Origin of the sequence: Pseudomonas sp. MOIL14HWK12:I2, from assembly GCF_000510745.1 — a bacterium.
Taxonomy (GTDB): Bacteria; Pseudomonadota; Gammaproteobacteria; order Pseudomonadales; family Pseudomonadaceae; genus Chryseomonas; species Chryseomonas oryzihabitans.
Window position 1 is genome coordinate 37,318 of the sequence record NZ_AZOA01000016.1, and the last position, 23,563, is coordinate 60,880.

The following is a 23,563-nucleotide window of genomic DNA, read 5'->3' on the forward strand; positions in this document are numbered from 1 at the left end:
CCGCCATGTCTCTCGATCTCGCCCGCATCAACGCCGACCTCGGTCGCGATCCCGAAAAGCTCGTCGCCTGGGCCCTGGGCCTGGGCAAGAGCGCCATCGTCACCACCAACTTCCGCCCCTTCGAGGCGGTGATCCTGCACCTGGTCAGCCAGGTCAAGCCGGACATCCCGGTGGTCTGGATGGACAGTGGCTACAACACCCCCGCCACCTACCGTTGCGCCGACGAGATCGTGCGCAAGCTGAATCTCAACCTGGTGACGTACCTGCCCAAGCGCTCGCGCGCCCACCGCGAGGCCATCGACGGCCCGGTACCCGGGCTGGACGATCCGCGCCACGCCGCCTTCACCGAAGAGGTCAAGCTGGAACCCTTCGCCCGCGCCCTGCGCGAGACGGCGCCCGAGGTCTGGTTCACCGCCCTGCGCGCCACCGATACCGCGGTGCGCGCCCAGATGGACCCGGTCAGCGTCAATCCGGACGGCCTGATCAAGGTCGCGCCGCTGCTGCACTGGACCTCCAAGGATCTCTACCAGTACCTCACCGCCCACGACCTGCCCAACGAGTTCGACTACTTCGATCCCACCAAGGGTGACGAGAACCGCGAGTGCGGCCTGCACCTCGCCCACTGAGTCCGTGCCTTTCGCGCGTCCGCTCCCGGGCGCGCGCCCTGCTCCTGCTGATAGCTCGCCCATGACCGCTTCCCGCCCCATCCACTCCCGCAAGGGCGTCTTTGCCGTGGTGCTCGGCAACGCCGTGGAGTTCTTCGACTTCGGCGTCTACGCCACCTTCGCCGTGCTGATCGGCCAGGTGTTCTTTCCCTCGCAGAACGCCTTCGCCAGCCTCATGGCCAGCGTCATCACCTTTGGCGTCGGCTTCGTCGTCCGCCCGCTGGGCGCCATCCTCATCGGCGCCTGGGCCGATCGGGTCGGGCGCAAGCCGGCGATGCTGCTGACCATGGTGCTGATGGCCCTGGGCACCGGCGGCATCGCCGTGCTGCCGGGCTACGAGCAGATCGGCATCGCCGCCCCCATCCTGCTGGTGCTGACGCGGCTGTTGCAGGGCCTGGCCTGGGGTGGCGAAGCCGGCCCGGCCACCACCTACATCCTGGAAGCGGCGCCGCTGCACAAGAGGGGCACCTACGCCTGCTGGCAGGTGGTGGCCCAGGGCCTGGCCGCGGTGGCGGCCGGCCTGATCGGCTATGGCCTGACCCTCTGGCTGACACCGGAGCAACTGCTGGCCTGGGGCTGGCGTCTGCCCTTCCTGCTCGGCCTGGCGATCCTGCCCATCGGTCTCTATATCCGTCGCGGCCTGGTGGATACCCACGTCGGTGAAACCCGGGGCACCGGCGCGGTGCTGGGCGAGGTGCTGGCCACCCAGCGGCGGCCACTGCTGCTGGGGCTGCTGATCCTCTCCGGCAGCACCATCACCCAGTATTTCCTCAACTACATGACCACCTTCGCCCTGGTGGAGCTCAAGCTGCCGGCCGGAATCGCCATGCTCGCCACCCTGGTGATGGGCGCGGCCATGGCGGTCTGCTCGATCCTGGGCGGGGTGCTCAGCGATCGCTATGGCCGGCGCATCGTGCTGATCCTGCCGCGGCTGCTGTTGCTGGTGCTGCTCTATCCGGCGCTGGAGCTCATCACCCAGGCACCCGGCCCGGGCACCTTCCTGCTGACCCTGGCCGTGCTCTCCGGCCTGCACGGCATGAGCGGCGCCGCCCTGATCGTGCTCCTGGTGGAAAGCTTTCCGCAGCGGGTGCGGGCCACCGGCTTCTCGCTGGTCTATGCGCTGGGGGTGGCGGCCTTCGGCGGCACCGCCCAGATCGTGGTGACCTGGCTGATCGGCGCCACCGGGGATCGCATGGCGCCGGCCGGCTATCTGCTGGTGGCCAATCTGGTCTGCCTCGGCGCCGCCTGGTTCGCCGCCGAGACCTGCCCGGGGCGTCAGCCGGCGCAACGCTCCGCGGCGTAACCCTCTTCCCGACGGTTCTTGCGCTCCAGGCGGGTGTAGACGATGCCGGTCAGCAGGAGGCCAAACACCAGCACCGCGGCCAGCAGATAGAGACCCGAGGCCAGGGTCCCGGTCGCCGCCTTGAGCGCGCCGATGCCATAGGGGCCGAGATAGCCGCCGAGGTTGCCCACCGAATTGATCAGGGCGATGCCGGCGGCGGCACTGGCCCCGGCGAAGAAGCGTCCGGGCAGGGTCCAGAACAGCGCGGTAAGGGAAAACAGGCAGAAGGCCACGACCGACAGCGCCGCCAGTTGCAGCACGGCGGTGCCGAACCAGGCGCTGCCGGCCATGGCCAGGGCGCCAACGGCATAGAGCACCGCCAGGTGACCGTAGCGATCGCCCAGGCGATCCGAACTGCGCGGCACGATGAGCAGGCCGAGAATGCCGAAGGCATAGGGGATCGCCGAGATGAAGCCGGTGGTGAGATCGCTGCCGCCGAACTGGTGGATCAGCGTCGGCAGCCACAGCCCCAGGCCATAGATGCTCAAGGTCACCGGCAGATAGTAGAGCGCCAGCAGCAGCACCCGGCGGTCCTTGAGCGCATGCAGGGGGTTGCCATGGCGGGTCTGGTCGAAGAGGTGCAGGTCCTTTTCCAGCTCCGTGGCCAGCCAGCGCTTTTCCTCGGCATTCAGCCAGGCGACCTGTTGCGGACCATCCGGCAGCCGGGTCAGGGTCGGCCAGGCCAGCAGCACCGCCGGCGCGCCGATGCAAAGGAACAGCCACTGCCAGCCGTGCAGGCCGAGCGCGCCATCCAGTTGCAGCAGCATGCCCGACAGCGGCCCCGTCACCAGCATGGCGATGGGTTGGGAGAGGATGAACAGCCCCATGATCTTGCCGCGGTGACGCACCGGGAACCACTGGGTGAGGTAGTAGAGCACCCCGGGAAAGAAGCCGGCCTCGGCCACCCCCAGCAGGAAGCGCATGACATAGAAGCTGGTGGGGCCCTGGACGAAGGCCATGCCCATGGTGATGGCGCCCCAGGTGATCAGGATGCGGGCGAACCAGCGCCGGGCACCGAAGCGCTCCAGCAGCAGATTGCTGGGTACTTCGAAGAGGAAGTAACCGATAAAGAACAGGCCGGCACCGAGGCCGTAGGCGGCGTCGCCGATGCCGACGTCGGCGCCCATGTGCAGCTTGGCGAAGCCCACGGCAGAGCGGTCGATGTAGGCGACCAGATAGAGCAGGACGAGAAAGGGAATCAGCTTGTGCGTGATCCGGCGAATGAGGACGGATTCGGGGTGCATGGCGTTCTCCGACTTGTTGTTTTTGTGCGGTTGAAGCGCAGATCGCCCTAAAGTCTAACGTAATATCATTGAGACGTTAAATAGCCATAAGCCGCCATTAATCGGCACTTAAGGTAAATTTGGTACTATTAAAATAATGTTACGAAGTAGGAAATCTTACCTCTTGCTTTCCGCTGATCCCCATTACAGAGCCGCCTGGCCCACGATAAGATCGGTTATCGCGCTGATGGTGTTATAGTGATGGCACGACGACTTCGGATGCCTTTCGATGAATTACAAGACACCGCTGCCGCGCAAAAGCAGACACGCTCGCATCGTTCATGAGCTCGGTACCCAGATCGTGTCTGGACACTTTCTGCCAGACCAGCGCCTGCCCCCCGAGGCGCAGCTGTGCGAAGAGTACCAAGTGAGCCGCCCTGTCCTGCGTGAGGCTACCCGGGTGCTCGTGGCCAAGGGCCTGGTCAGGTCCAAGCCCAAGGTCGGAACCGTGGTCAAACCACGCAACGAGTGGCATCTGCTCGATCCCGACGTCCTGCATTGGCTGCTGGAGAGCGATTCGCGGCACAGCTTCTACGAGACCCTGGTCAAGGTGCGCAACATCATCGAGCCGGAGGTCGCCGCCATGGCGGCTGCCAATGCCCAGCCCGAAGACGTGAAGGCCATCGAAGACGCCTACGAGCGGATGGAGCAGGCCGTGGACATCGCCAACATGGCCGAACCGGACATGGCCTTTCACCTGTCCATCGCCACGGCCACCCACAACGAATTGCTGACTCACCTCTACAGCATCATGTTGCTGCCGGTGCGGGACTACCTGGAACGCTCCTCGGCGCTGTTCGCCGCCGGCGACAGCCTCAACCTGCTGGTCTCCCGGCACAAGGCGATCCTCACCGCCATCCAGCACCGCGACCCGCTGACCGCTCGCCACGCCGCCATCGCCCAGCTGGCCGGTGTCAATGACATGGTCGCCGAGGCCTTCCGGCCGCAGCCCTTGTCTGAAGGTGAAATTTCGTATGATCATTGAGGGCAAGAACCCACTCGCGGTATGCCCTCATGTCCAGCAGCTACCATGCCTCTACCGTAGAACAACTCGGCCAGCGCCTCGCGGCCGGGCAATTTCCGCCCGGTAGCGCCCTCAAGGTAGAGGCGGATCTCTGCCAGGAGCTGGGCGTCAGCCGCACCATCCTGCGCGAAGCGATCAAGACCCTGGCGGCCAAGGGCATGCTGGAAGTCGGCCCCAAGGTCGGTACCCGGGTCCTGCCGCTGAGTCGCTGGAATCTGTTCGATACCCAGGTGGTGGGCTGGCTGGCCACGGGCGGTCTGCCTGCCCATTTCGTCAAGGACTTGCTGGATCTGCGCCACGCCATCGAGCCGGCGGCGGTCCGCTGGGCCTGCGAAAGAGCCACCCCTGAGCAGGTGCAGGCGATCCAGGTCGCCTACCAGCATCTGGAAGCCTCCCTCGAGGGCGGCGACTACAACACCGCCGACCAGCGTTTCCACGAGTGCGTCCTGGCGGCCAGCCACAATCAGTTCATCGAGCAGATGGTGCCCGCCCTGGGCGCCCTGCTGGCGGCCTCCTTTACCCTGTCGTCGGCCGATCCCGCCGAATTGCGACGTACCCTCCCCCTGCACAAGACCCTCGCCGACGGCATCGCCTCGCGCGATGCGGCGCGCGCCGTCTGGGCCTGCATGATGCTGATCGACAGCGCGGCGGTGACCCTGGCGCGCTATACGGACTGACGTTTCGGTCGGCAACCTTGGCGTCGCTGCAGGTTCCCATGCCTGGACTTCCCGTACTGCCACAACAAGAGAGGTGAACGATGGATTGGCAGCTGCTGCTTCCCCAGCGCTTCAAACTGGCCGAGGGCCCCTTCTGGGACCAGGAGACCCAGGCGCTCTACTGGGTTGACATCGCCGGCTTCAAGGCCTGCCGCCTAAGCGGCGAGCACTATCAGGAATGGCAACTGGATCGGCCCTGTTCCGCCTTCGTGCCCACGGTGCGCGGCGACGCCCTGGTAACCCTGCCAGACGGCGTCTTCCGTCTTGACCTGGATTCGCCACCGGACCGTCCCGCCCTGGAACTCTTCTGCGTCGCCGATCCCGATCCGGGCAATCGCGGCAACGAAGCCCGCTGCGATGCCCAGGGGCGACTCTGGCTGGGCACCATGCAGAACAATCTCGATGCCCAGGGTGGCGACGTGGACATCGACCGCCACTCGGGCGGGCTGTTCCGCATCGATCCGGACGGCAGCGTCAGTCGTCACGCCAGCGATCTCGGCATCGCCAACACCCTGGTCTGGAGCGCGGCGGACAACCACGTCATCAGCGCCGATACCCTCAAGGACACCCTCTATCGCTATCCGCTGGATGCCAATGGCAACCTGGGGACCCCCACCGTCTGGGCCGGCCCCCACGAGCGCGGCTCGCCGGACGGCTCGGCCATCGACAGCGAGGGCTGCGTATGGAATGCGCGCTGGGATGGCAACTGCCTGCTGCGCTTCTCGCCGGAGGGCGAGCTGCTGGAGATCGTCGAACTGCCCGTCCAGCGCCCCACCAGCTGCGTCTTCGGCGGACCGGATCTGCGCACCCTGTACGTCACCAGCGCCGCCGCCGATGGCGCCCTCGACGGCGCCCTGCTCAAGGCGACCGTACCGGTAGCCGGCATGCCCTGCCACAGGTTCGCTGGCTGATTCATCCTACCGACCCAGGCGCCCCTCCGAGGCGCCTTTCCGTTCCAGCCCCTATGTAACAGCTTGGTGACAGAGGTGACGAAAAATCTCGTCACCTTTTCCTTGCACCCGCATCCATCCAATCATAATATCAATGAAGAGCGGTGTCGTCTGACCTCCACGACGGCAGCCCGCCGCCTCGCATTGCCTGGCCACACCAATAAAAACAAGGAGTTCCAGCTATGTTCCGTGTTCCGGGAGTTCGTTCTCTGCTGCGTGCCGCCCTCGCCGCCGGTGCCGTCAGCCTGTCTCTCTCCGCTTTCGCTGCCGATCCGGTCAAGATCGGTTTCCTGGTCAAGCAACCCGAGGAACCCTGGTTCCAGACCGAGTGGGCCTTCGCCGAGAAAGCCGCCAAGGACAAGGGCTTCACCCTGCTCAAGATCGCCGTGCCGGATGGCGAGAAGACCCTCGCCGCCATCGACAGCCTGGCCGCCAACGGCGCCAAGGGCTTCGTGATCTGCCCGCCCGACGTCTCCCTCGGCCCGGCCATCGTGGCCAAGGCCAAGCTCAACGACCTCAAGGTCATGGCCGTGGACGACCGCTTCGTTGACGCCAAGGGCAAGTTCATGGAAGACGTGCCCTACCTGGGCATGGCCGCCTTCGAGGTCGGCCAGCAGCAGGGCGCCGCCATGGCCGCCGAAGCCGAGAAGCGTGGCTGGAAGTGGGATGACACCTATGCGGTGATCAACACCTACAACGAGCTGGACACCGGCAAGAAGCGCACCGACGGTTCGGTGGAAGCCCTGAAGAAGGCCGGTCTGCCCGCCGATCACATCATCTTCGCGCCGCAGAAGACCCTGGACGTGCCTGGCAGCATGGACTCCACCACCTCCGCGCTGGTCAAGCTGCCCTCGGGCGCCAAGCATCTGATCATCGGCGGCATGAACGACAACACCGTGCTGGGCGGCGTCCGCGCCACCGAAAGCGCCGGCTTCAAGGCCGAGCAGGTGATCGGCATCGGCATCAACGGCACCGACGCCATCGGCGAACTGAAGAAACCCAACAGCGGCTTCTTCGGCTCCATGCTGCCCAGCCCCCACGAAGAGGGCTACCAGACCGCCAGCATGATGTACGAATGGGTGACCACCGGTAAGGAACCGCCCAAGTACACCGCGATGGACAAGGTCACCCTCATCACTCGCGCCAATTTCCAGCAGGAGCTGGAAAAGATCGGCCTCTGGAAGTGATGACCCCGGCGGCGCCTCTGCTGGCGCCGCCCTCCTCTTTCGTCTGACAGGAGTGCCCCATGGCAGCCCTGGAACAAACCACCGCCCAGAGCGCCGACAGCCTCGGTTTCGTCGGCATCGGCAAGACCTTTCCCGGCGTCAAGGCGCTCGCCGACATCTCCTTCAACGTGCGTCCCGGCTCGGTGCACGCCCTCATGGGCGAGAACGGCGCCGGCAAGTCGACCCTGCTGAAGATCCTCAGCGGCTACCACGCCCCCACCACCGGCCACCTCAACATCGACGGCCAGGAGCTGGTGTTCAAGAGCACCGCCGAAGCCATCCGCGCCGGCGTCGCCGTGATCCAGCAGGAGCTGCAGCTGGTGCCGGAAATGACCGTCGCCGAAAATCTCTTTCTCGGGCACCTGCCGGCGCGCTATGGCATCGTCAATCGCGGCCACCTGCGCCGCCAGGCCCTGGACCTGCTCAAGGGCCTGGCCGAAGAGATCGACCCCAACACCAAGGTCGGGCGCCTGTCGCTCGGTCAGCGCCAGCTGGTGGAGATCGCCAAGGCGCTCTCCCGGGGCGCCCGCGTCATCGCCTTCGACGAGCCGACCAGCTCGCTGTCCGCCCGCGAGACCGATCGGCTGATGACCATCATCGCCCGACTGCGCGACGAAGGCCGGGTGGTGCTCTATGTCTCTCACCGCATGGAAGAAGTCTTCCGCATCTGCGACGCGGTCACGGTGTTCAAGGACGGCCGCCACGTGCGCACCATCGAGCGCCTTGCCGACATCACCCCCGACCAGCTGATCACCCTGATGGTCGGCCGCGATCTCGCCGACATCTACGACTACCGCCCGCGCGAAATCGGCGGTGGCTGCCTCAAGGTCGAGGGCCTGCTCGGCCAGGGCCTGCAGCAACCGGTGGGTTTCGAGGTCTGCCAGGGCGAGATCCTCGGCCTGTTCGGCCTGGTCGGTGCCGGTCGCACCGAGCTCTTGCGCCTGCTGGCGGGGCTGGAAAAGCACAAGGCCGGCAGCCTGAGTCTCAAGGGCGCCCCGGTCAGCCTGAAGTCGCCGCGTGACGCCATCGCCGCCGGCATCCTGCTGTGCCCGGAAGATCGCAAGAAGGAAGGCATCGTGCCCCTGGCCAGCGTGGCCGAGAACATCAACATCAGCGCCCGCGCCCACCACGCCAGCCTCGGCTGCCTGATCCAGGGTCGCTGGGAAAAGGCCAACGCCGAAAAGCAGATTCGCGCGCTGAACGTGAAGACGCCCCACGCCGGGCAGAAGATCAAGAATCTCTCCGGCGGCAACCAGCAGAAGGCCATCCTCGGGCGCTGGCTGTCGATGCCCATGCAGGTGCTGCTGCTCGACGAACCCACCCGCGGCATCGACGTGGGCGCCAAGTCGGAGATCTACGCCATCATCCATGACCTCGCCGCCCGCGGCATCGCCGTGGTGGTGGTGTCCAGCGACCTGATGGAAGTCATGGGCGTGGCCGATCGCATCCTGGTGATGAGCGAAGGCGCCATCACCGGCGAGGTGGCCCGCGCCGAGTTCAACGACGAGCGCCTGCTGCAGCTCGCCCTGCCCCGTACCCGGGCCTGATGAAAACAAGAAAAGAGGTCACGTCCATGTCCGCCCAACCCCACAGCCTGACCCCGCCGCGCCGCGGTTTCGACACCCGCCGCTTCCTCGACGACTGGGCCATGATGCTGGCCGCCGTCGTCATCTTCACCCTCTGCGCGCTGTTCGTGCAGAACTTCCTCTCGCCGCTGAACATGCGCGGTCTGGGTCTGGCGATCTCCACGGTGGGCATCGCCGCCTGCACCATGCTGTTCTGCCTGGCCTCCGGCCACTTCGACCTCTCGGTGGGGTCGGTCATCGCCTGTGCCGGGGTGGTCGCCGCGGTGGTGATGCGCGAATTCGACAGCGTCTTTCTCGGCGTCGCCGCCGCCCTGGCCATGGGTCTGGTGGTGGGTTTGATCAACGGCCTGGTGATCGCCAAGCTCAAGATCAACGCCCTGATCACCACGCTGGCGACCATGCAGATCGTGCGCGGCCTGGGCTACATCTTCTCCGACGGCAAGGCCGTGGGCGTCTCCCAGGAGCAGTTCTTCGTGTTCGGCAACGGCCAGCTGTTCGGCCTGCCGGTGCCCATCGTCATCACCCTGCTGTGCATCCTGTTCTTTGGCTGGCTGCTCAACTACACCACCTTCGGCCGCAACACCATGGCCATCGGCGGCAACGAGGAAGCCGCGCTGCTGGCCGGCGTCCACGTCGACCGCACCAAGATCATCATCTTCGCCATGCACGGGGTGATCGGCGCGCTGGCCGGCGTGGTGCTGGCCTCGCGCATGACCTCCGGCCAGCCGATGATCGGCCAGGGCTTCGAACTCACGGTGATCTCCGCCTGCGTGCTGGGCGGGGTTTCCCTGGCCGGCGGCATCGGCATGATCCGCCACGTGATCGCCGGCGTGCTGATCCTGGCGATCATCGAGAACGCCATGAACCTGAAGAACATCGACACCTTCTATCAGTACGTCATCCGCGGAACCATCCTGCTGCTGGCCGTGGTCATCGACCGCTTCAAGCAGCGCTAAACCTTGACTCTGCCCTCCCCCGCGGCGCCAGGCGCGCCGTGCCGGGGACCGCTTTGCCCGTGAAATGCCCGAGGACCAAACAATGACCACGCCCAAACGCCCGCTCCGCTCCGCCCAGTGGTTTGGCAGCAACGACAAGAACGGCTTCATGTACCGCAGCTGGATGAAGAACCAGGGCATCCCGGACCATGAATTCCAGGGCAAGCCCGTCATCGGCATCTGCAACACCTGGTCCGAGCTGACCCCCTGCAACGCCCACTTCCGGAAGATCGCCGAACACGTCAAGCGCGGCATCTACGAAGCCGGCGGCTTCCCGGTGGAATTCCCGGTGTTCTCCAACGGCGAATCCAACCTCAGACCCACCGCCATGCTGACCCGCAACCTGGCCAGCATGGACGTGGAAGAGGCCATCCGCGGCAACCCGGTGGACGCCGTGGTGCTGCTCACCGGCTGCGACAAGACCACGCCGGCGCTGCTGATGGGCGCCGCCAGCTGCGACGTGCCGGCCATCGTCGTCACCGGTGGCCCCATGCTCAACGGCAAGCACCACGGCCGCGACATCGGCGCCGGCACCATCGTCTGGCAGATGCACGAGGCCTACAAGGCGGGCGCCATCGACCTCAACGAATTCCTCTCCGCCGAAGCCGGGATGTCGCGTTCGGCCGGGACCTGCAACACCATGGGCACCGCCTCCACCATGGCCTGCATGGCCGAGGCCCTGGGCACCTCGCTGCCGCACAACGCCGCCATTCCGGCGGTGGATTCGCGGCGCTACGTGCTGGCCCACCTGTCCGGCATGCGCATCGTCGAGATGGTGGAAGAAGACCTGCGGCTGTCGAAGATCCTTACCAAGGAAGCCTTCGAGAACGCCATCCGCGTCAACGCCGCCATCGGCGGTTCCACCAACGCGGTGATCCACCTCAAGGCCATCGCCGGCCGTATCGGCGTGGACCTGGAGCTGGACGACTGGACCCGGGTCGGTCGCGGCACCCCCACCATCGTCGATCTGCAGCCCTCCGGGCGCTTCCTGATGGAGGAGTTCTATTATTCCGGCGGCCTGCCGGCGGTGATCCGCCGCATGGGTGAAGCCAATCTGCTGCCCCATCCCGAGGCCCTGACCGCCAACGGCAAGACGATCTGGGCGAACTGCGCCGAGGCCCCCATCTACGGCGACGACGAGGTCATCCGCGCCCTGGACAACCCGCTGCGCGCCGATGGCGGCATCTGCGTGCTGCGCGGCAACCTGGCGCCCAAGGGCGCGGTGCTCAAGCCCTCGGCCGCGACCCCGGCGCTCATGCAGCATCGCGGTCGCGCAGTGGTGTTCGAGAACCTGGAAGACTACAAGGCGCGCATCGTCGACCCGGATCTGGACATCGACGAGACCTGCGTGATGGTGCTGAAGAACTGCGGGCCCAAGGGTTACCCGGGCATGGCCGAGGTGGGCAACATGGGTCTACCGCCCAAGCTGCTGGCCAAGGGTATCACCGACATGGTGCGCATCTCCGACGCCCGCATGAGCGGCACCGCCTACGGCACCGTGGTGCTGCACGTGGCACCCGAGGCCTCGGCCGGCGGCCCGCTGGCGGTGGTGCGCGAAGGCGACATGATCGAACTGGACTGCGCCTCCGGGCGCCTGCACCTGGATATCCCCGACGAAGAACTGGCCGCGCGCCTGGCCGACTGGCAACCGCCGGCCGATCAGCTGCTGGCCGGCGGTTATCGCCGCCTCTACGTCAACCATGTGCTGCAGGCCGACGAAGGCTGCGACTTCGACTTCCTGGTCGGCTGCCGCGGCGCCGAGGTGCCCCGCCACTCCCATTGATCCGCTTCTACCCCCTCTCCCCTCGGGAGAGGGTTGGGGTGAGGAGGCTTTACCGCCCCTCCTCCGGATTCCGGGTCGCCTGACCCACCCTTGCACAACAACAAACCGAAAAGGTGGTCGAGATGAAACGCACGTTAGCCCTCACCGGACTTGGACTGTCACTCATGATCAGCACCCTTACCGCCCAGGCGGCCGGCCTCAGCAGCCAGCAGTCGAGCTTTGGCAAGCTGCCCGATGGCACCCCCATCGAGAAGTTCGTCCTGACCAACAGCCACGGCATGCAGGCCACCGTCATCACCTACGGCGGCGTGCTGCAGGCGCTCAAGGTACCCGACCGCAAGGGCCACAGCGAAGACGTGGTCTTGGGCTTCGATGACGTCCAGGGTTATCTCGACAACCCCACGGTATTCTTTGGCGCCACCATCGGCCGCTTCGGCAACCGCATCGCCGACGGTCGTTTCAGCCTCGACGGCAAGAGCTACCAGATCCCCCAGAACGACAAGACCAACGCCCTGCACGGCGGTCCCCAGGGCTTCAACACCAAGGTGTGGAAGGCCGAGCCGGCCAAGGGCGACGGCTGGGTCGGCGTGACCCTGAGCTATGTCTCCCCCGATGGCGAGATGGGCTTTCCCGGCACCCTGACCACCCAGGTGACCTACCAGCTGGACGAACACAACCAGCTGACCCTCAAGTACCGCGCCACCACCGACAAGCCGACGGTGCTCAACCTGACCAACCACAGCTACTTCAACCTGGCGGGCGCCGGCAGTGGCACCGTGCTCAAGCAGGTGGCGATGCTCAATGCCGACACATACACGCCGGTGACCGCCAAGCTGATTCCCACCGGCGAATTGCCGCCCGTGGCCGGCACGCCCCTGGACTTCCGCAAGCCGACCGCCATCGGCAAGCACATCGCCGACGACAACCAGCAGCTGAAGTACGCCGAACCCAAGCAGGGTGGCTATGACTTCAACTGGGTGCTCAACACCGCGGGCGATCTGCAGAAGGCCGCCGCCGTGGTAACCGATCCGGGCTCCGGCCGCACCCTGACCCTCTACACCACCGAACCGGGCGTGCAGTTCTATACCGGCAACTTCCTGGAAGGAAACATCAAGGGCAAGGCCGGCAAGACCTACGGCCACTGGGGTGCCTTCACCCTGGAAACCCAGCATTACCCGGACGCCCCCAACCAGCCGAACTTCCCCACCACCCGCCTGGACCCCGGCCAGACCTACACCCAGACGACCATCTTCAAGTTCGCCGCCAAGTAAGGCGATTGCCGATGCACGCAAGGCCGCTCCCGGGAGCGGCCTTCTTCTTTGGGGATTGTGCATGCGGCTTCCCTCACCCCAACCCTCTCCCGGAGGGAGAGGGGGTTGTTCCGGCACGCGCGCATAGCTCTTCAGTAGCATGGAAAACGGCGCAGCCTTTTCCACTGTCCTGCCACCCCCCTTCCACCACCCAATAAAAAACCCGGCGTCTCGCGACGCCGGGTTCTCAACCACTCAGGACCGCGCGATCAGATCGCGGCCTTGGTGTTCTCGCCGTTCACCAGGCGCTGGATGCCCAGCGGGTTGGCGTTCTGCAGGGCTTCCGGGAGGAAGGCGTCCGGATAGTTCTGGTAGCAGACCGGGCGCAGGAAGCGGTCGATCGCCAGGGTGCCGACCGAGGTGCCGCGAGCATCGGAGGTCGCCGGATAGGGACCGCCGTGGACCATGGCGTCACAGACTTCCACACCGGTGGGATAGCCGTTGAGCAACAGGCGCCCGGCTTTCTGCTCCAGCAAGCCGATGATGGCCTCGAAACGTTGCAGATCGGCCGGCTCGGCCAGCAGGGTGGCGGTCAGCTGGCCATGCAGGCCTTGCAGCGCCTGGTGCAGCTGGGCCTCGTCGGCCACCTCGACCACCACGGTGGTGGGGCCGAAGACTTCTTCCTGCAGCAACTCGTCGTTTTCCAGCAGCAGGCTCACGTCAGCCTTGAACAGCTGCGGACGCGCCTGGTTGCCTTCCTGGCTGGCACCGGCCAGGTGTTGCACGCCGGAATGAGCCAGCAGCGCCGCGACGCCCTTCTCGTAGCTCTTCAGGGTGCCCGGATTGAGCATGGTCTGGGGCGCCTGCTCGTTCATGGCACCGGCCAGGCGCTCGAGGAAGGCGCTGAATTCGGGCGAACGCAGGCCAATGACCAGACCCGGATTGGTGCAGAACTGACCGCAACCCAGAACCACGGAGGCCGCGAGTTCGCCGGTGATGGCGTCGCCACGGGCCTTGAGCGCCTCGGGCAGGACCACCACCGGGTTGATGCTGGACATCTCGGCGAACACCGGGATCGGCTGCGGACGGGCCGCGGCCATGTCGCACAGGGCGCGACCGCCGCGCAGGGAGCCGGTGAAGCCCACCGCCTGGATGGCCGGGTGCTTGACCAGCTGCTCGCCTACGCCACCGCCATAGATCATGTTGAACACGCCCTTGGGCATGCCGGTCTTATCGGCGGCGCGAATGATGGCGTCGGCCACGTATTCGGCGGTGACCATGTGGCCGCTGTGGGCCTTGAACACCACCGGGCAACCAGCGGCCAGGGCCGCGGCGGTGTCGCCACCGGCGGTGGAGAAGGCCAGCGGGAAATTGCTGGCGCCGAACACGGCCACCGGACCCAGGCCGATACGGTACTGGCGCAGGTCAGGACGCGGCAGCGGCTTGCGCTCGGGCAGCGCGGTGTCGATGCGCGCACCGTGGAAGTCGCCCCGGCGCAGCACCTTGGCGAACAGGCGCATCTGGCCGCTGGTACGGCCGCGCTCACCCTGAATGCGGCCTGCCGGCAGCGCGGTTTCCTGGCAGACCAGCTGGACGAAGTCGTCGCCCAGGGCATCCAGTTCGTCGGCGATGGCATCGAGGAAGGTGGCGCGTTTTTCGGCGCTCAGCTTGCGGTACAGGGGCGCGGCCTGCTCGGCGGCGCGGGCGGCGGCATCGACCTCGGCCGTGGACGCCTGGAAGAATTCGTAGGGCAGCTGTTCGCCGGTCGTGGCGTCGATGCTGTAGACCCGCACCTCGCCCTCGCCGCTGCGAGCGCCACCGATGTAGTTCTTGCCTTGGATCTGCATTGTTCTCGACTCCTTATACCTAGGGGTTCAGGGAAGACCACCCGCTACGGGGAGGTCTTCGAAAGGGTGGCACGCTCGGTGTCCGAGCGGCCGGGCCAGCCTGTGCGATACCCACTCTAGCATTCGCATAGTCAGCAGTCATCATACAACCATCAGAGCTGACGGACTTGCCCGGGCTGGAAAGCTGCCGTGCCGGCCTTGACGCCATTGCTCAGCGGCTCGCCGAATTCCGGCACCGCGATCTCGAATCTGTCGCCCGGCTCGACCCGCACCCCATCGGCGAAGGACAGGGTCGCCGTGCCGAAGAAATGTACATGGACATCGCCCGGCCGTAGGAACTGCGCGTACTTGAAGTGGTGATACTCGAGGTTCTCCAGGCTGTGGCACATGTTGTCCTCGCCCGAAAGGAACTCCTTCTCCCAGATCACCTGCTCGCCGCGACGGATCCGGCTGGTGCCCGCCAGATGACGCGGCAGTTCACCGGTGCGCAAGGCCGGACCGAAGCTGCAGTAGCGTAGTTTGGAATGGGCCAGGTAGAGATAGTTCTTGCGTTCCATCACGTGGTCGGAGAATTCGTTGCCCACCGCATAACCCAGGCGGTAGGGCTTGCCGTCGTCACCGATCACATAGAGACCGGTCAGCTCCGGCTCTTCCCCGGCGTCCTCGGCGAATTCCGGCAGCGGGATGTCGCCGCCCGGACGCACCAGGATGCCGCCGTCGCCCTTGTAGAACCATTCCGGCTGTGCACCGGCGCTCCCCGCCGCAGGCCGACCGCCCTCCACGCCCCATTTGAACATGCGCATGGAGTCGGTCAGCTTGGCCTCCTCCTGGCTGTTCTGCTGGTGCATCTTGTCGCGGGTGGCGGCGCTGCCCAGGTGGGTCAGACCGGTCCCGGTGACCAGGCAGTGCGCGGGATCCTCATGGTCCAGCGGCGGCAGCAGGCGACCGGCCTCGAGCAGCTCGGCATAGGCCGGGCCGGGCTCCAGGCCCAGGGTCTGCACATGAGATTCCAGGGAAACGCCGGCACGGATGGCCTGCAGCGCCAGGGTCCGGGTGCTGGTCGCGCCGCGGACCTGCTGGACTTCACCGCGCTCGACCACGCCGACGCGGCGCTGGCCCTGCTGGTCTTCGAACTGAATCAGGTGCATGGCATTCTCCTTGTTGGTTATCGCCTGCAGGAGACTTTACTCGGCGCCATGGGGCCTGCCTAATGAGAGCTCCCTATCCCGCGATAACCAACGGTTATTCCCATGCTGCCATCCCTGGGCTCCATCGCCTCCCGTCTGCGCCTGCGGCAACTGCGCCTGCTGATCGCCCTCGACGAGGAAGGCTCGCTGCACAAGGCCGCCGAGCGCATCGCCATTTCCCAGCCCGGCGCCACCAAGGCCCTGCACGAGATCGAGAGCACCCTGGGCGCCACCCTCTTCCTGCGCACCCACCAGGGCCTGCAGCCCAATGACCTGGGCCGCTGCGTGATCCGCTATGCGCGGCTGATCGAAAGCGACCTGGCCCATCTGCGCGAAGAGATGCTCGGTATCCTGCAGGGCGAAGGCGGTCGGCTGGCGGTGGGAGTGATCATGGGCGCCGTGCCTCGGCTGATCGCCGCGGTGTCGCGCCTGGGGGCGGCGCAGCCCCAGCTGGGGATCGAGATCATCGAAGACACCAGCGTGCGCCTGCTCGACCTGCTCGACGCCGGTCGCATCGAACTGGCCATCTGCCGCAGCAGCGTCAGCCGCCGGCCGGATGCCTACGACTGCCTGGAGGTGCGCGAAGAGCGGCTGGAGATCGTCTGCCATCCCCGCCATCCGCTGGCGGAGTCCGAGACGCTGAGCCTGGCCGAACTGGTCGACAGCCGCTGGATCGTCTATCCGGCCAACCTGCCCATGCGCCTGACCCTGGAGCGGGAATTTCGCGCGGCGGAGCTGGAGTTTCCCCGCTATCCGGTGGAAACCTCCTCGACCTTCACCCTGCTCGGCCTGCTGCAGGAAGACGCCAACCAGGTGGCCATGCTGCCCAGCGACATCGCCCAGTTCGGCGAAAGACACGGCCTGCTGCGCCGCCTGCCCGTGGTCCAGCGCACCCGCAACGAACCCTATTCGATCCTGGTTCGCCAGGGCGCGGGATTGTCGGCGGCCGCGCAGTTGCTGCTGGAGCAGTGGCGGTTGGCGGGGTGAGGTAACGCATCGTGGCCATGGCGGTTCGCCGATGCGGCCGCTCCTACAGATGGAAGCACGACGGCTTGTTGCGATTTCACCGAGGCTGACGTGACTGAACGCCTGCTCGGATAGCCCCCTCTCCCCTCGGGAGAGGGTTGGGGTGAGGGTGTCCCCTTCAGCGCAGTCTCCAGTGGAAAAGGCTACGCCGTTTTCCACGCTACGTGCTGCTGCGGCCGCGATGATTTCAGCGAGAGGAAGCCCTCAATACGTCGGCAGCGTCACCCCGTGGAACAGGGTCTCCAGCTCCTGCCGCGAGGGCGTCTGCATGGCCTCGGTGAGGACATCGCGGGTCAGGTGCGGCGCGAAGCGGCCGATGAAGTCGCACATGAAGCCGCGCAGGAAGGTGCCGCGGCGCAGGCCGATCTTGGTCACGCTGGCTTCGAAGAGGTGGCTGGCGTCCAGGCAGACCAGGTCGGCATCGGCTTTGTGATCCACCGCCATGTCGGCGACGATGCCCACGCCCAGGCCGAGGCGGACATAGGTCTTGATGACGTCGGCGTCCGCCGCGGTCAGCACCACGTTGGGCTCAAGACCCTGGCGGGCAAAGGCCTCGTCGAGCTTGGAGCGGCCGGTGAAGCCGAAGACGTAGGTCACCAGCGGCTGTTCCGCCAGGTGTTCCAGGGTCAGGTGTTCCACCTTGGCCAGGGGGTGACCCTGGGGCACGATGACACAGCGGTTCCAGCGATAGCAGGGCATCATCACCAGATCGTTGAAGCGTTCCAGACCCTCGGTGGCGATGGCGAAGTCGACGGTGCCGTCGGCGGCCATCTCGGCGATCTGGGTCGGCGAGCCCTGGTGCATGTGCAGGGCCACGTCCGGATACTGCTTGATGAATTCGCTGATCACGTCCGGCAGCGCATAGCGCGCCTGGGTGTGGGTGGTGGCGATGGACAGGGTGCCCTTGCGCTCGTTGGAGAATTCCTGGGCGATCTGCTTGATGCTCTCGCACTTGCGCAGGATCTCGCCGGCGGTCTGGATGATGCGTTCGCCGGCCGGGGTCACCCGGGTCAGGTGCTTGCCGCTGCGGGCAAAGACCTCGACCCCCAATTCGTCCTCGAGCAGGCGGATCTGCTTGCTGATGCCAGGCTGCGAGGTATAGAGGCTCTGGGCGGTGGCGGAAACGTTCAGATCGTGGTGGGCGACTTCCCAGATATATCGCAACTGTTGCAGCTTCATGCCGGCTCCTCGCTGACCCATGCGCAAGCATATAACAGTAAAGCAGGCCTTAAGGTTTTTCTAGACCGAAATCGAATTAAGTCGCGGAGAAGTAAGGCTGACGCTTACGGATCAGCCCTGTCGCAGCGGCACCAGGTACACCGGGATGCGTGCGGTCTGCAGCAGGCGGCTGGCGGTACGTCCCAGCGGGGCGACCTGGGCGTCGCCCTGGCTGCGACTGCCGATCACCAGCAGATCCGCGGCGAAGTCCTGGGCCTGCTTGAGAATGGCGGCCGGCGGATCGCCCTGCACCACCCGCACGGCCCGGATCAGACCCACGGTGGCCGGGGTCTCCAGCAGGTCCTCGCGCAGCGACTCGAACACCTGCTGCTCGATGGTCTCCAGTACCAGCTCCAGACCGCCATTGCGCAGGCGATCCAGGGATTCACCATTCGGATGCTGTTGCAGCAGCGTGGAGGCCAGCAGGCCGAGCGGCTCCACCACATGGACGACATACAGCCGGGCCTGATGGATGCGGGCGAGATTCAAGGCATGCTGAAAGACATAGGACGAACATAGGCCCAGGTCCGTGGCATAGAGCAGCGAGCGGATCACGATTCCTCCTGGCCAGATCAGGCGACCTGACCGGTGCAATGCGGGATAGCCCTTTCCAGCGTAGCAGGGGAAAGACATTTGCGCTGCGAAGCGCGCGTTAGAGGCCTTTCAGGGTATTTCCTCGGGCTCCCGCGCCGCCGCGGCCTGGATCGCCGCCACCAGGGCCGGCTCGCGCAGGGGCGCCTGCACCGGGCCGAAGAAGTCGCCATCCCCGATCAGGAACAGCGCCGGCAGATGAAAGACTCCATAGCGCTGCACCAGACCGCCACTGCGCTCGGCATCCACCCAGTACAGCCGCTCGACCGGCAGCGCCGCCGTCGGCAGCACCTGGCGCGCCAGGCGGCAGGAGGCGCAACCGGCGCTGGTAAAGATCAGCAGGGAGCGCCCCGGCGCCGCCAGCAGGACGGCATCGGCCGTCCCATCGTCCAATTCCATGCTTTCCTCGTCGCGATCATCGCCAAAGCACGCCTTCGGGCGCGTCGATAGCGTCGTAGCCATTGTGAGCGGGCGGGACAAGCGTTAAGGTGCCCCACCCTCTCCATCGTATTTTGCCTGCACGGGCCCTGACCTGTCGCAGCGCCGTGACCGACGAGTAGCACCATGGCCGCACAGCCCCGCCTTAACGACCTCAACATCGAAGCCAACGAGCCGCTCATCACCCCCGAGCAGCTCAAGCAGGAGATCCCGCTGAGCGATCTCGCCGCCGACACCGTCGCCCAGGGCCGCCAGGTCATCCGCGACATTCTCGACGGCAAGGACCACCGCCTGTTCGTGGTGATCGGCCCCTGCTCCATCCATGACATCAAGGCCGCCCACGAATACGCCGAGCGCCTCAAGGCGCTGGCCGCCCAGGTCAGCGACAGCCTCTATCTGGTCATGCGCGTCTACTTCGAGAAGCCCCGCACCACCGTGGGCTGGAAGGGCCTGATCAACGATCCCTACCTGGACGACTCCTTCAAGATCCAGGACGGCCTGCACATCGGTCGCCAGCTGCTGCTGGACCTGGCGGAAAAGGGTCTGCCCACCGCCACCGAGGCGCTGGACCCCATCTCCCCCCAATACCTGCAGGACCTGATCAGCTGGTCAGCGATCGGCGCCCGTACGACCGAATCCCAGACCCACCGGGAAATGGCCTCGGGCCTCTCCTCCGCGGTCGGCTTCAAGAACGGCACCGACGGCAGCCTGACCGTGGCCATCAACGCCCTGCAGTCGGTGTCTAGCCCGCACCGCTTCCTGGGTATCGACCAGCGCGGCCAGGTATCCGTAGTCATGACCAAGGGCAACGCCTATGGCCATGTGGTGCTGCGCGGCGGCAACGGCAAGCCCAACTACGATTCGGTCAGCGTCACCCTGTGCGAGCAGGCGCTGGTCAAGGCCAAGGTCAAGCCGAACATCATGGTCGACTGCAGCCACGCCAACTCCAACAAGGACGCCGCCCTGCAGCCGCTGGTGATGGACAACGTCGCCAACCAGATCGTCGAAGGCAACAACTCCATCGTCGGCCTGATGGTGGAAAGCCACCTGGGCTTTGGCAGCCAGCCGATTCCGGCGGATCTGTCGCAGCTGCAGTATGGCGTCTCGGTGACCGACGCCTGCATCGACTGGGCCATGACCGAGAAGAGCATTCTCGACATGCACCGCAAGCTCAAGGATGTGCTGCCGCGCCGCGCGCGCAGCTGATCCTGCAGCAGATACGAAAACGCCGGGCTCAGCCCGGCGTTTTTCTTGGCGTGGCCATTCAGGCCAGCGGCGTCACCTGGCCACGACGTTCCAGGTAGTGCTCCACATAGGAGCAGGAGGGAATGACGCTGTAGCCGCGGCTCTCGGCGTAGTTCAGCGCGTACTCGGTCAGCCGCGCTGCCAGGCCGCGCCCACGCAGGGCATCGGGGACGAAGGTGCGATAGAAATCCATGGTCTGCTTGCCCAGATCCATGTAGGCGAGATAGGCGCGCTGGCCGTCGACAGAAAGGTGGAATTGATGATTGGCCTCATCGTGTTCCACGTGCAGGGACTCGTTCATGACTACTCCTTGGCGGTTTGGCTCCGCCTTATCCATTGTTATCGATGATACCCGAAGACGAGAACGCACCCTTCCTGTGCGGGACTGAGCCACAGCGCGTCAGACCCCTCCGGAAGAAGCAGGTTCTGACCAGCCGTCGCACCGAGAAGACACACTATATCAGGGCCGCCTGCGCGGGAGCAGGCGCGGCTCAGCGCTTGACAACTTCCGCTCATCCTCTAACGTTTTGAAACGTTCGCGACTTTAAGCCATCCAAGCAATTGCTGATACCGGGTGCGCAGGGATTCCGGGACGAACACGGGGAGCCGAGAAGGATTTTCCGCAAAAAATCCTTCTTCAACGGGTTCGCTCAGTTTACTTACGACCGGTAATGAGTAGTATGTAGCCGCAATTTTCCACCTGGGAAATTGATCTTAAAACAGGATGTCTACCTCAAGGGGTTTACGATGAACAACGCTCTGAAATTCGCCGCCCTGGCTCTGGCCGCTGCTCTGGCCACTGGTTGCAGCACCGCTAACAAGGAAAGCGAAGCTCGCCTGACCGCTACCGAAGACGCCGCTGCCCGTGCTCAGGCTCGTGCTGACGAAGCCTACCGTCACGCTGACGAGGCCCTGGCCGCCGCTCAGAAAGCTCAGCAGACCGCTGACGAAGCCAACGAGCGCGCCCTGCGTATGCTGGAAAAAGCCAGCCGCAAGTAAGCGCCTCGGCTGGAAAGGCGAGTGGCAACAGTCGCCTTTCCCGGAGCAAACAAAAAGCCCGCCATCTCAGATGGCGGGCTTTTTGTTTGTCTGGCCGGCCGAGCGCGCTCGGCCGGTCGCGATCACAGGGTCTTGGCAGGCGCCTTGGCCACCGCACCCGGCGTCATCCCGGCCGGCAGGTCGGCGATTTCCACTGGCAGGCCGTCCTGGCCCTGGACCACGTCACGCACCGTGTTCCAGTTCACCGCGCTATTGGCCTGCAGCAGGTCGTCACGCTTGATCAGCGCATTGACCACCGCGGCCTGACGGTCGATCTCGGTCGGATCGCCCTTCACGGTCACCGGCTGGTGGGCTTCCAGGTAGAGCTTGCCCTGGCTCACGCCGAACTTGTAGGGCTCGTCGATGATGCGCACCGGCGTGCCCACGGGCAGCATGCCGACCAGTTCGGTCACGTTGAAGTTGTACATGCGGAAGCAGCCATGGCTGACCTGCATGCCGATGCCGAATTTCTTGTCCGAGCCGTGGATGAGATAGCCCGGCAGGGTCAGGCGGATCTTGTAGGGCCCCAGGGGATTGTCCGGACCGGGCGGCACCACCTTGGGCAGCGGATCGCCTTCGGCGGCGTGCTCGGCGCGTACCGACTCCGGCGGATACCAGGACGGATCCTTGATCTTGTCCACCACCTTGGTCACGCCGATGGGCGAACCCCAGCCTTCGCGGCCGATGCCCAGCGGGTAGGTGAACACCGTGTGACCACCCTTGGGGTAGTAGTACATGCGGTATTCGGCGATGTTGATGACGATGCCTTCGCGCGGGCCGGGCGGCAGGATGAAGCGCGTGGGCAGCACGATCTCGGTGCCGGCGCCCGGCAGCCAGGCATCGACGCCCGGGTTGGCGGCCACCATCTCGGTGTAGCCCAGATCGTACTTCTGGCCGAGATCGGCAAAGGTGTCTTCGTAGGCGGCCTTGATGACCTGAACCTCGCCGACCACGTCTTCACCGGGTGGCGGCAGCGGCAACTCCAGTGCCTGCGCCGTACCCGCGCTCAACAGACCAAACAGCGAGAGGGAACCGACCAGGGTCGAAACGCGCGCGGGCATGGGATGAATCCTTGCAAGGAGCAAAAAGGTGACGGCGCGAATTGTACACGCCTCGATCGGCGTCCGGCAGGGCCTCAAAAGACCTGTAACGGATTCGGCAATCCCCGTTTGGCGCCCTGCAGCCGCTGCATGCAGGCCGGACAGAGGGTCTTGAGGCCGAGCGCCCGGCGATTCAGCGGATGCAGGCGGGGACGCGCCGGCAGCAGGGTACCGCACAGCGTCCGGTCGGTCGGCGAGCCCAGCTCCAGCTGCCGGGCGACGATATGGACTCGGCCCTCGCGGCAGGCGAACAGGTCGAGCTGGGCATCGGGCTGGATCAGCTGATAGCCGTGCATGGACCGGGAAAGGCGGGACATCGGGATACTCCAGGGGCGGTTCCGCCGGGCGGTCGATTGGCCGGACCGGCGGGGCGCGCAACCTTAGCGGAAAGCCCCGTCGGGGAAAAGTCCGGCGTTCAGTCGCGCAGCAGCGGCTGCAACTGGGGCCAGGCGTTGTCCAGCAGGCGCTGCTGGGCATTGGCCTGGGGGTGGATGCCATCCGGCTGCATATAGCCCGGATCGCCGCCTACCCCTTCCAGCAGGAAGGGCACCAGGGCCACCTGCTGGGCCTTGGCCACGTCCGTGTAGACCTGGGCGAAGCCATCGGTATAGCGCGGCCCGTAGTTGGGCGGCAGGCGCATGCCCAGCAGCAGGACGCGCGCGCCTCGGGCCTTGGCCTGTTCCACCAGGGCGGTGAGGTTGCGCTCGAACTGCGCCAGCGGCTGGCCGCGCAGGCCGTCGTTGCCGCCCAGCTCGATGGCCACCACGTCGGGTCGATGCTCAGCCAGCAACCGTGGCAGGCGCGCCAGGCCGCCGGCGGTGGTGTCGCCGCTGATGGAGGCATTCACCACCTGGTAGTCGAGCCGCTGCGCCTGCAGGCGCCGCTCCAGCAGGCGTACCCAGCCCTGCCCTTCGGCGAGGCCGTAGCCGGCGCTGATGCTGTCGCCCACCACCAGCAGGGTGCGCGCCATGGCCAGGGGCGTGAGGGTCAGGCAGAGCAGCGCCAGCAGCCAGGCAATGCCTTGCCGCAAAGGCGCGCTGGACTTCGCCCGCT

Annotated in this window: 23 protein-coding genes; 13 read left to right on the plus strand and 10 right to left on the minus strand. The window is 65.8% G+C overall.

Going from position 1 to position 23,563, the window contains the following annotated elements; genetic code table 11:
• The first annotated feature begins 5 nt into the window (after window positions 1-5).
• Together PSK12I2_RS0114700 and PSK12I2_RS0114705 are read left to right on the plus strand one after the other, a co-directional pair.
• Window positions 6-626: a phosphoadenosine phosphosulfate reductase family protein gene (locus PSK12I2_RS0114700; protein ID WP_017641933.1), complete on the plus strand. Its 621-nt coding sequence runs from the start codon at window positions 6-8 to the stop codon at window positions 624-626.
• 61 nt (window positions 627-687) lie between these two features.
• Window positions 688-1,968: an MFS transporter gene (locus tag PSK12I2_RS0114705; RefSeq protein ID WP_027598996.1), complete on the plus strand. Its 1,281-nt coding sequence runs from the start codon at window positions 688-690 to the stop codon at window positions 1,966-1,968.
• Here PSK12I2_RS0114705 and PSK12I2_RS0114710 read toward each other — a convergent pair.
• A complete protein-coding gene (locus PSK12I2_RS0114710; RefSeq protein ID WP_027598997.1) occupies window positions 1,941-3,251 on the minus strand; it encodes an MFS transporter in 1,311 nt (436 codons plus the stop codon). The genes PSK12I2_RS0114705 and PSK12I2_RS0114710 overlap by 28 nt on opposite strands.
• A 268-nt stretch (window positions 3,252-3,519) precedes the next feature.
• Here PSK12I2_RS0114710 and PSK12I2_RS0114715 point away from each other — a divergent pair, with 268 nt between their 5' ends.
• The 8 genes from PSK12I2_RS0114715 (at window position 3,520) to PSK12I2_RS0114750 (ending at window position 12,841) form a co-directional block, all read left to right on the plus strand.
• Entirely contained in the window at window positions 3,520-4,275 is a 756-nt protein-coding gene (locus PSK12I2_RS0114715; RefSeq protein ID WP_007160544.1) for a FadR/GntR family transcriptional regulator, read from the plus strand.
• Between the two features lie 29 nt (window positions 4,276-4,304).
• Window positions 4,305-4,991 (plus strand): FadR/GntR family transcriptional regulator, encoded by a 687-nt coding sequence (locus PSK12I2_RS0114720; RefSeq protein WP_007160545.1) that lies wholly within the window; start codon window positions 4,305-4,307, stop codon window positions 4,989-4,991.
• Between the two features lie 80 nt (window positions 4,992-5,071).
• Entirely contained in the window at window positions 5,072-5,941 is an 870-nt protein-coding gene (locus PSK12I2_RS0114725; protein ID WP_027598998.1) for an SMP-30/gluconolactonase/LRE family protein, read from the plus strand.
• Window positions 5,942-6,162: 221 nt separating this feature from the next.
• A complete protein-coding gene (locus tag PSK12I2_RS0114730) occupies window positions 6,163-7,167 on the plus strand; it encodes a substrate-binding domain-containing protein (RefSeq protein WP_007160547.1) in 1,005 nt (334 codons plus the stop codon).
• A gap of 59 nt (window positions 7,168-7,226) precedes the next feature.
• Window positions 7,227-8,753 carry an L-arabinose ABC transporter ATP-binding protein AraG gene (gene araG, locus PSK12I2_RS0114735; protein WP_007160548.1) on the plus strand — a complete coding sequence of 509 codons (1,527 nt, stop codon included), beginning with the start codon at window positions 7,227-7,229 and terminating at the stop codon, window positions 8,751-8,753.
• Window positions 8,754-8,779: 26 nt separating this feature from the next.
• The gene (gene araH, locus PSK12I2_RS0114740) at window positions 8,780-9,748 is read left to right on the plus strand and encodes an L-arabinose ABC transporter permease AraH (protein ID WP_027598999.1); all 969 of its coding nucleotides are present in this window, start codon (window positions 8,780-8,782) and stop codon (window positions 9,746-9,748) included.
• 82 nt (window positions 9,749-9,830) lie between these two features.
• Complete coding sequence (locus PSK12I2_RS0114745; RefSeq protein ID WP_007160550.1) at window positions 9,831-11,570, plus strand: IlvD/Edd family dehydratase; 1,740 nt, start codon at window positions 9,831-9,833, stop codon at window positions 11,568-11,570.
• Between the two features lie 122 nt (window positions 11,571-11,692).
• Window positions 11,693-12,841, plus strand: coding sequence for an aldose epimerase family protein (locus PSK12I2_RS0114750; protein WP_027599000.1), 1,149 nt, complete (start codon window positions 11,693-11,695; stop codon window positions 12,839-12,841).
• Between the two features lie 248 nt (window positions 12,842-13,089).
• Here the strand turns inward: PSK12I2_RS0114750 and PSK12I2_RS0114755 are convergent, their stop codons facing one another.
• Together PSK12I2_RS0114755 and araD1 are read right to left on the minus strand one after the other, a co-directional pair.
• Window positions 13,090-14,667, minus strand: a complete 1,578-nt coding sequence (locus PSK12I2_RS0114755; RefSeq protein WP_027599001.1) for an aldehyde dehydrogenase (NADP(+)) — start codon at window positions 14,665-14,667, stop codon at window positions 13,090-13,092.
• Between the two features lie 152 nt (window positions 14,668-14,819).
• A complete protein-coding gene (araD1, locus tag PSK12I2_RS0114760; RefSeq protein ID WP_027599002.1) occupies window positions 14,820-15,815 on the minus strand; it encodes an AraD1 family protein in 996 nt (331 codons plus the stop codon).
• Between the two features lie 102 nt (window positions 15,816-15,917).
• Here araD1 and PSK12I2_RS0114765 point away from each other — a divergent pair, with 102 nt between their 5' ends.
• Window positions 15,918-16,841 (plus strand): LysR family transcriptional regulator, encoded by a 924-nt coding sequence (locus PSK12I2_RS0114765; RefSeq protein ID WP_007160554.1) that lies wholly within the window; start codon window positions 15,918-15,920, stop codon window positions 16,839-16,841.
• Between the two features lie 243 nt (window positions 16,842-17,084).
• Here PSK12I2_RS0114765 and cysB read toward each other — a convergent pair whose 3' ends face one another.
• From cysB to PSK12I2_RS0114780, 3 genes are all read right to left on the minus strand, one after another.
• Window positions 17,085-18,059: an HTH-type transcriptional regulator CysB gene (cysB, locus tag PSK12I2_RS0114770; RefSeq protein ID WP_007160555.1), complete on the minus strand. Its 975-nt coding sequence runs from the start codon at window positions 18,057-18,059 to the stop codon at window positions 17,085-17,087.
• Between the two features lie 111 nt (window positions 18,060-18,170).
• Window positions 18,171-18,653: a universal stress protein gene (locus tag PSK12I2_RS0114775; protein ID WP_007160556.1), complete on the minus strand. Its 483-nt coding sequence runs from the start codon at window positions 18,651-18,653 to the stop codon at window positions 18,171-18,173.
• A 108-nt stretch (window positions 18,654-18,761) separates the two neighbouring features.
• Window positions 18,762-19,088 carry a co-chaperone YbbN gene (locus PSK12I2_RS0114780; RefSeq protein WP_007160557.1) on the minus strand — a complete coding sequence of 109 codons (327 nt, stop codon included), beginning with the start codon at window positions 19,086-19,088 and terminating at the stop codon, window positions 18,762-18,764.
• Between the two features lie 165 nt (window positions 19,089-19,253).
• On the opposite strand from PSK12I2_RS0114780, the gene PSK12I2_RS0114785 reads away from it, so the two are divergent.
• Window positions 19,254-20,333, plus strand: coding sequence for a 3-deoxy-7-phosphoheptulonate synthase (locus tag PSK12I2_RS0114785; protein WP_007160558.1), 1,080 nt, complete (start codon window positions 19,254-19,256; stop codon window positions 20,331-20,333).
• A 58-nt stretch (window positions 20,334-20,391) separates the two neighbouring features.
• Here PSK12I2_RS0114785 and PSK12I2_RS0114790 read toward each other — a convergent pair whose 3' ends face one another.
• Window positions 20,392-20,673 carry a GNAT family N-acetyltransferase gene (locus tag PSK12I2_RS0114790; protein ID WP_007160559.1) on the minus strand — a complete coding sequence of 94 codons (282 nt, stop codon included), beginning with the start codon at window positions 20,671-20,673 and terminating at the stop codon, window positions 20,392-20,394.
• A 446-nt stretch (window positions 20,674-21,119) separates the two neighbouring features.
• Here PSK12I2_RS0114790 and PSK12I2_RS0114795 point away from each other — a divergent pair, with 446 nt between their 5' ends.
• The gene (locus tag PSK12I2_RS0114795) at window positions 21,120-21,371 is read left to right on the plus strand and encodes an Lpp/OprI family alanine-zipper lipoprotein (RefSeq protein WP_007160560.1); all 252 of its coding nucleotides are present in this window, start codon (window positions 21,120-21,122) and stop codon (window positions 21,369-21,371) included.
• Window positions 21,372-21,493: 122 nt separating this feature from the next.
• On the opposite strand, the gene PSK12I2_RS0114800 is transcribed toward PSK12I2_RS0114795, so the two are convergent.
• The 3 genes from PSK12I2_RS0114800 to PSK12I2_RS0114810 all read right to left on the minus strand — a co-directional run bounded on the left by PSK12I2_RS0114800 (window position 21,494) and on the right by PSK12I2_RS0114810 (window position 23,480).
• A complete protein-coding gene (locus PSK12I2_RS0114800; RefSeq protein ID WP_027599003.1) occupies window positions 21,494-22,471 on the minus strand; it encodes a L,D-transpeptidase family protein in 978 nt (325 codons plus the stop codon).
• 74 nt (window positions 22,472-22,545) lie between these two features.
• Window positions 22,546-22,827 carry a hypothetical protein gene (locus tag PSK12I2_RS0114805; RefSeq protein WP_007160562.1) on the minus strand — a complete coding sequence of 94 codons (282 nt, stop codon included), beginning with the start codon at window positions 22,825-22,827 and terminating at the stop codon, window positions 22,546-22,548.
• A 98-nt stretch (window positions 22,828-22,925) separates the two neighbouring features.
• Window positions 22,926-23,480 (minus strand): arylesterase, encoded by a 555-nt coding sequence (locus tag PSK12I2_RS0114810; protein WP_241495322.1) that lies wholly within the window; start codon window positions 23,478-23,480, stop codon window positions 22,926-22,928.
• Between the last annotated feature and the right edge of the window lie 83 nt (window positions 23,481-23,563).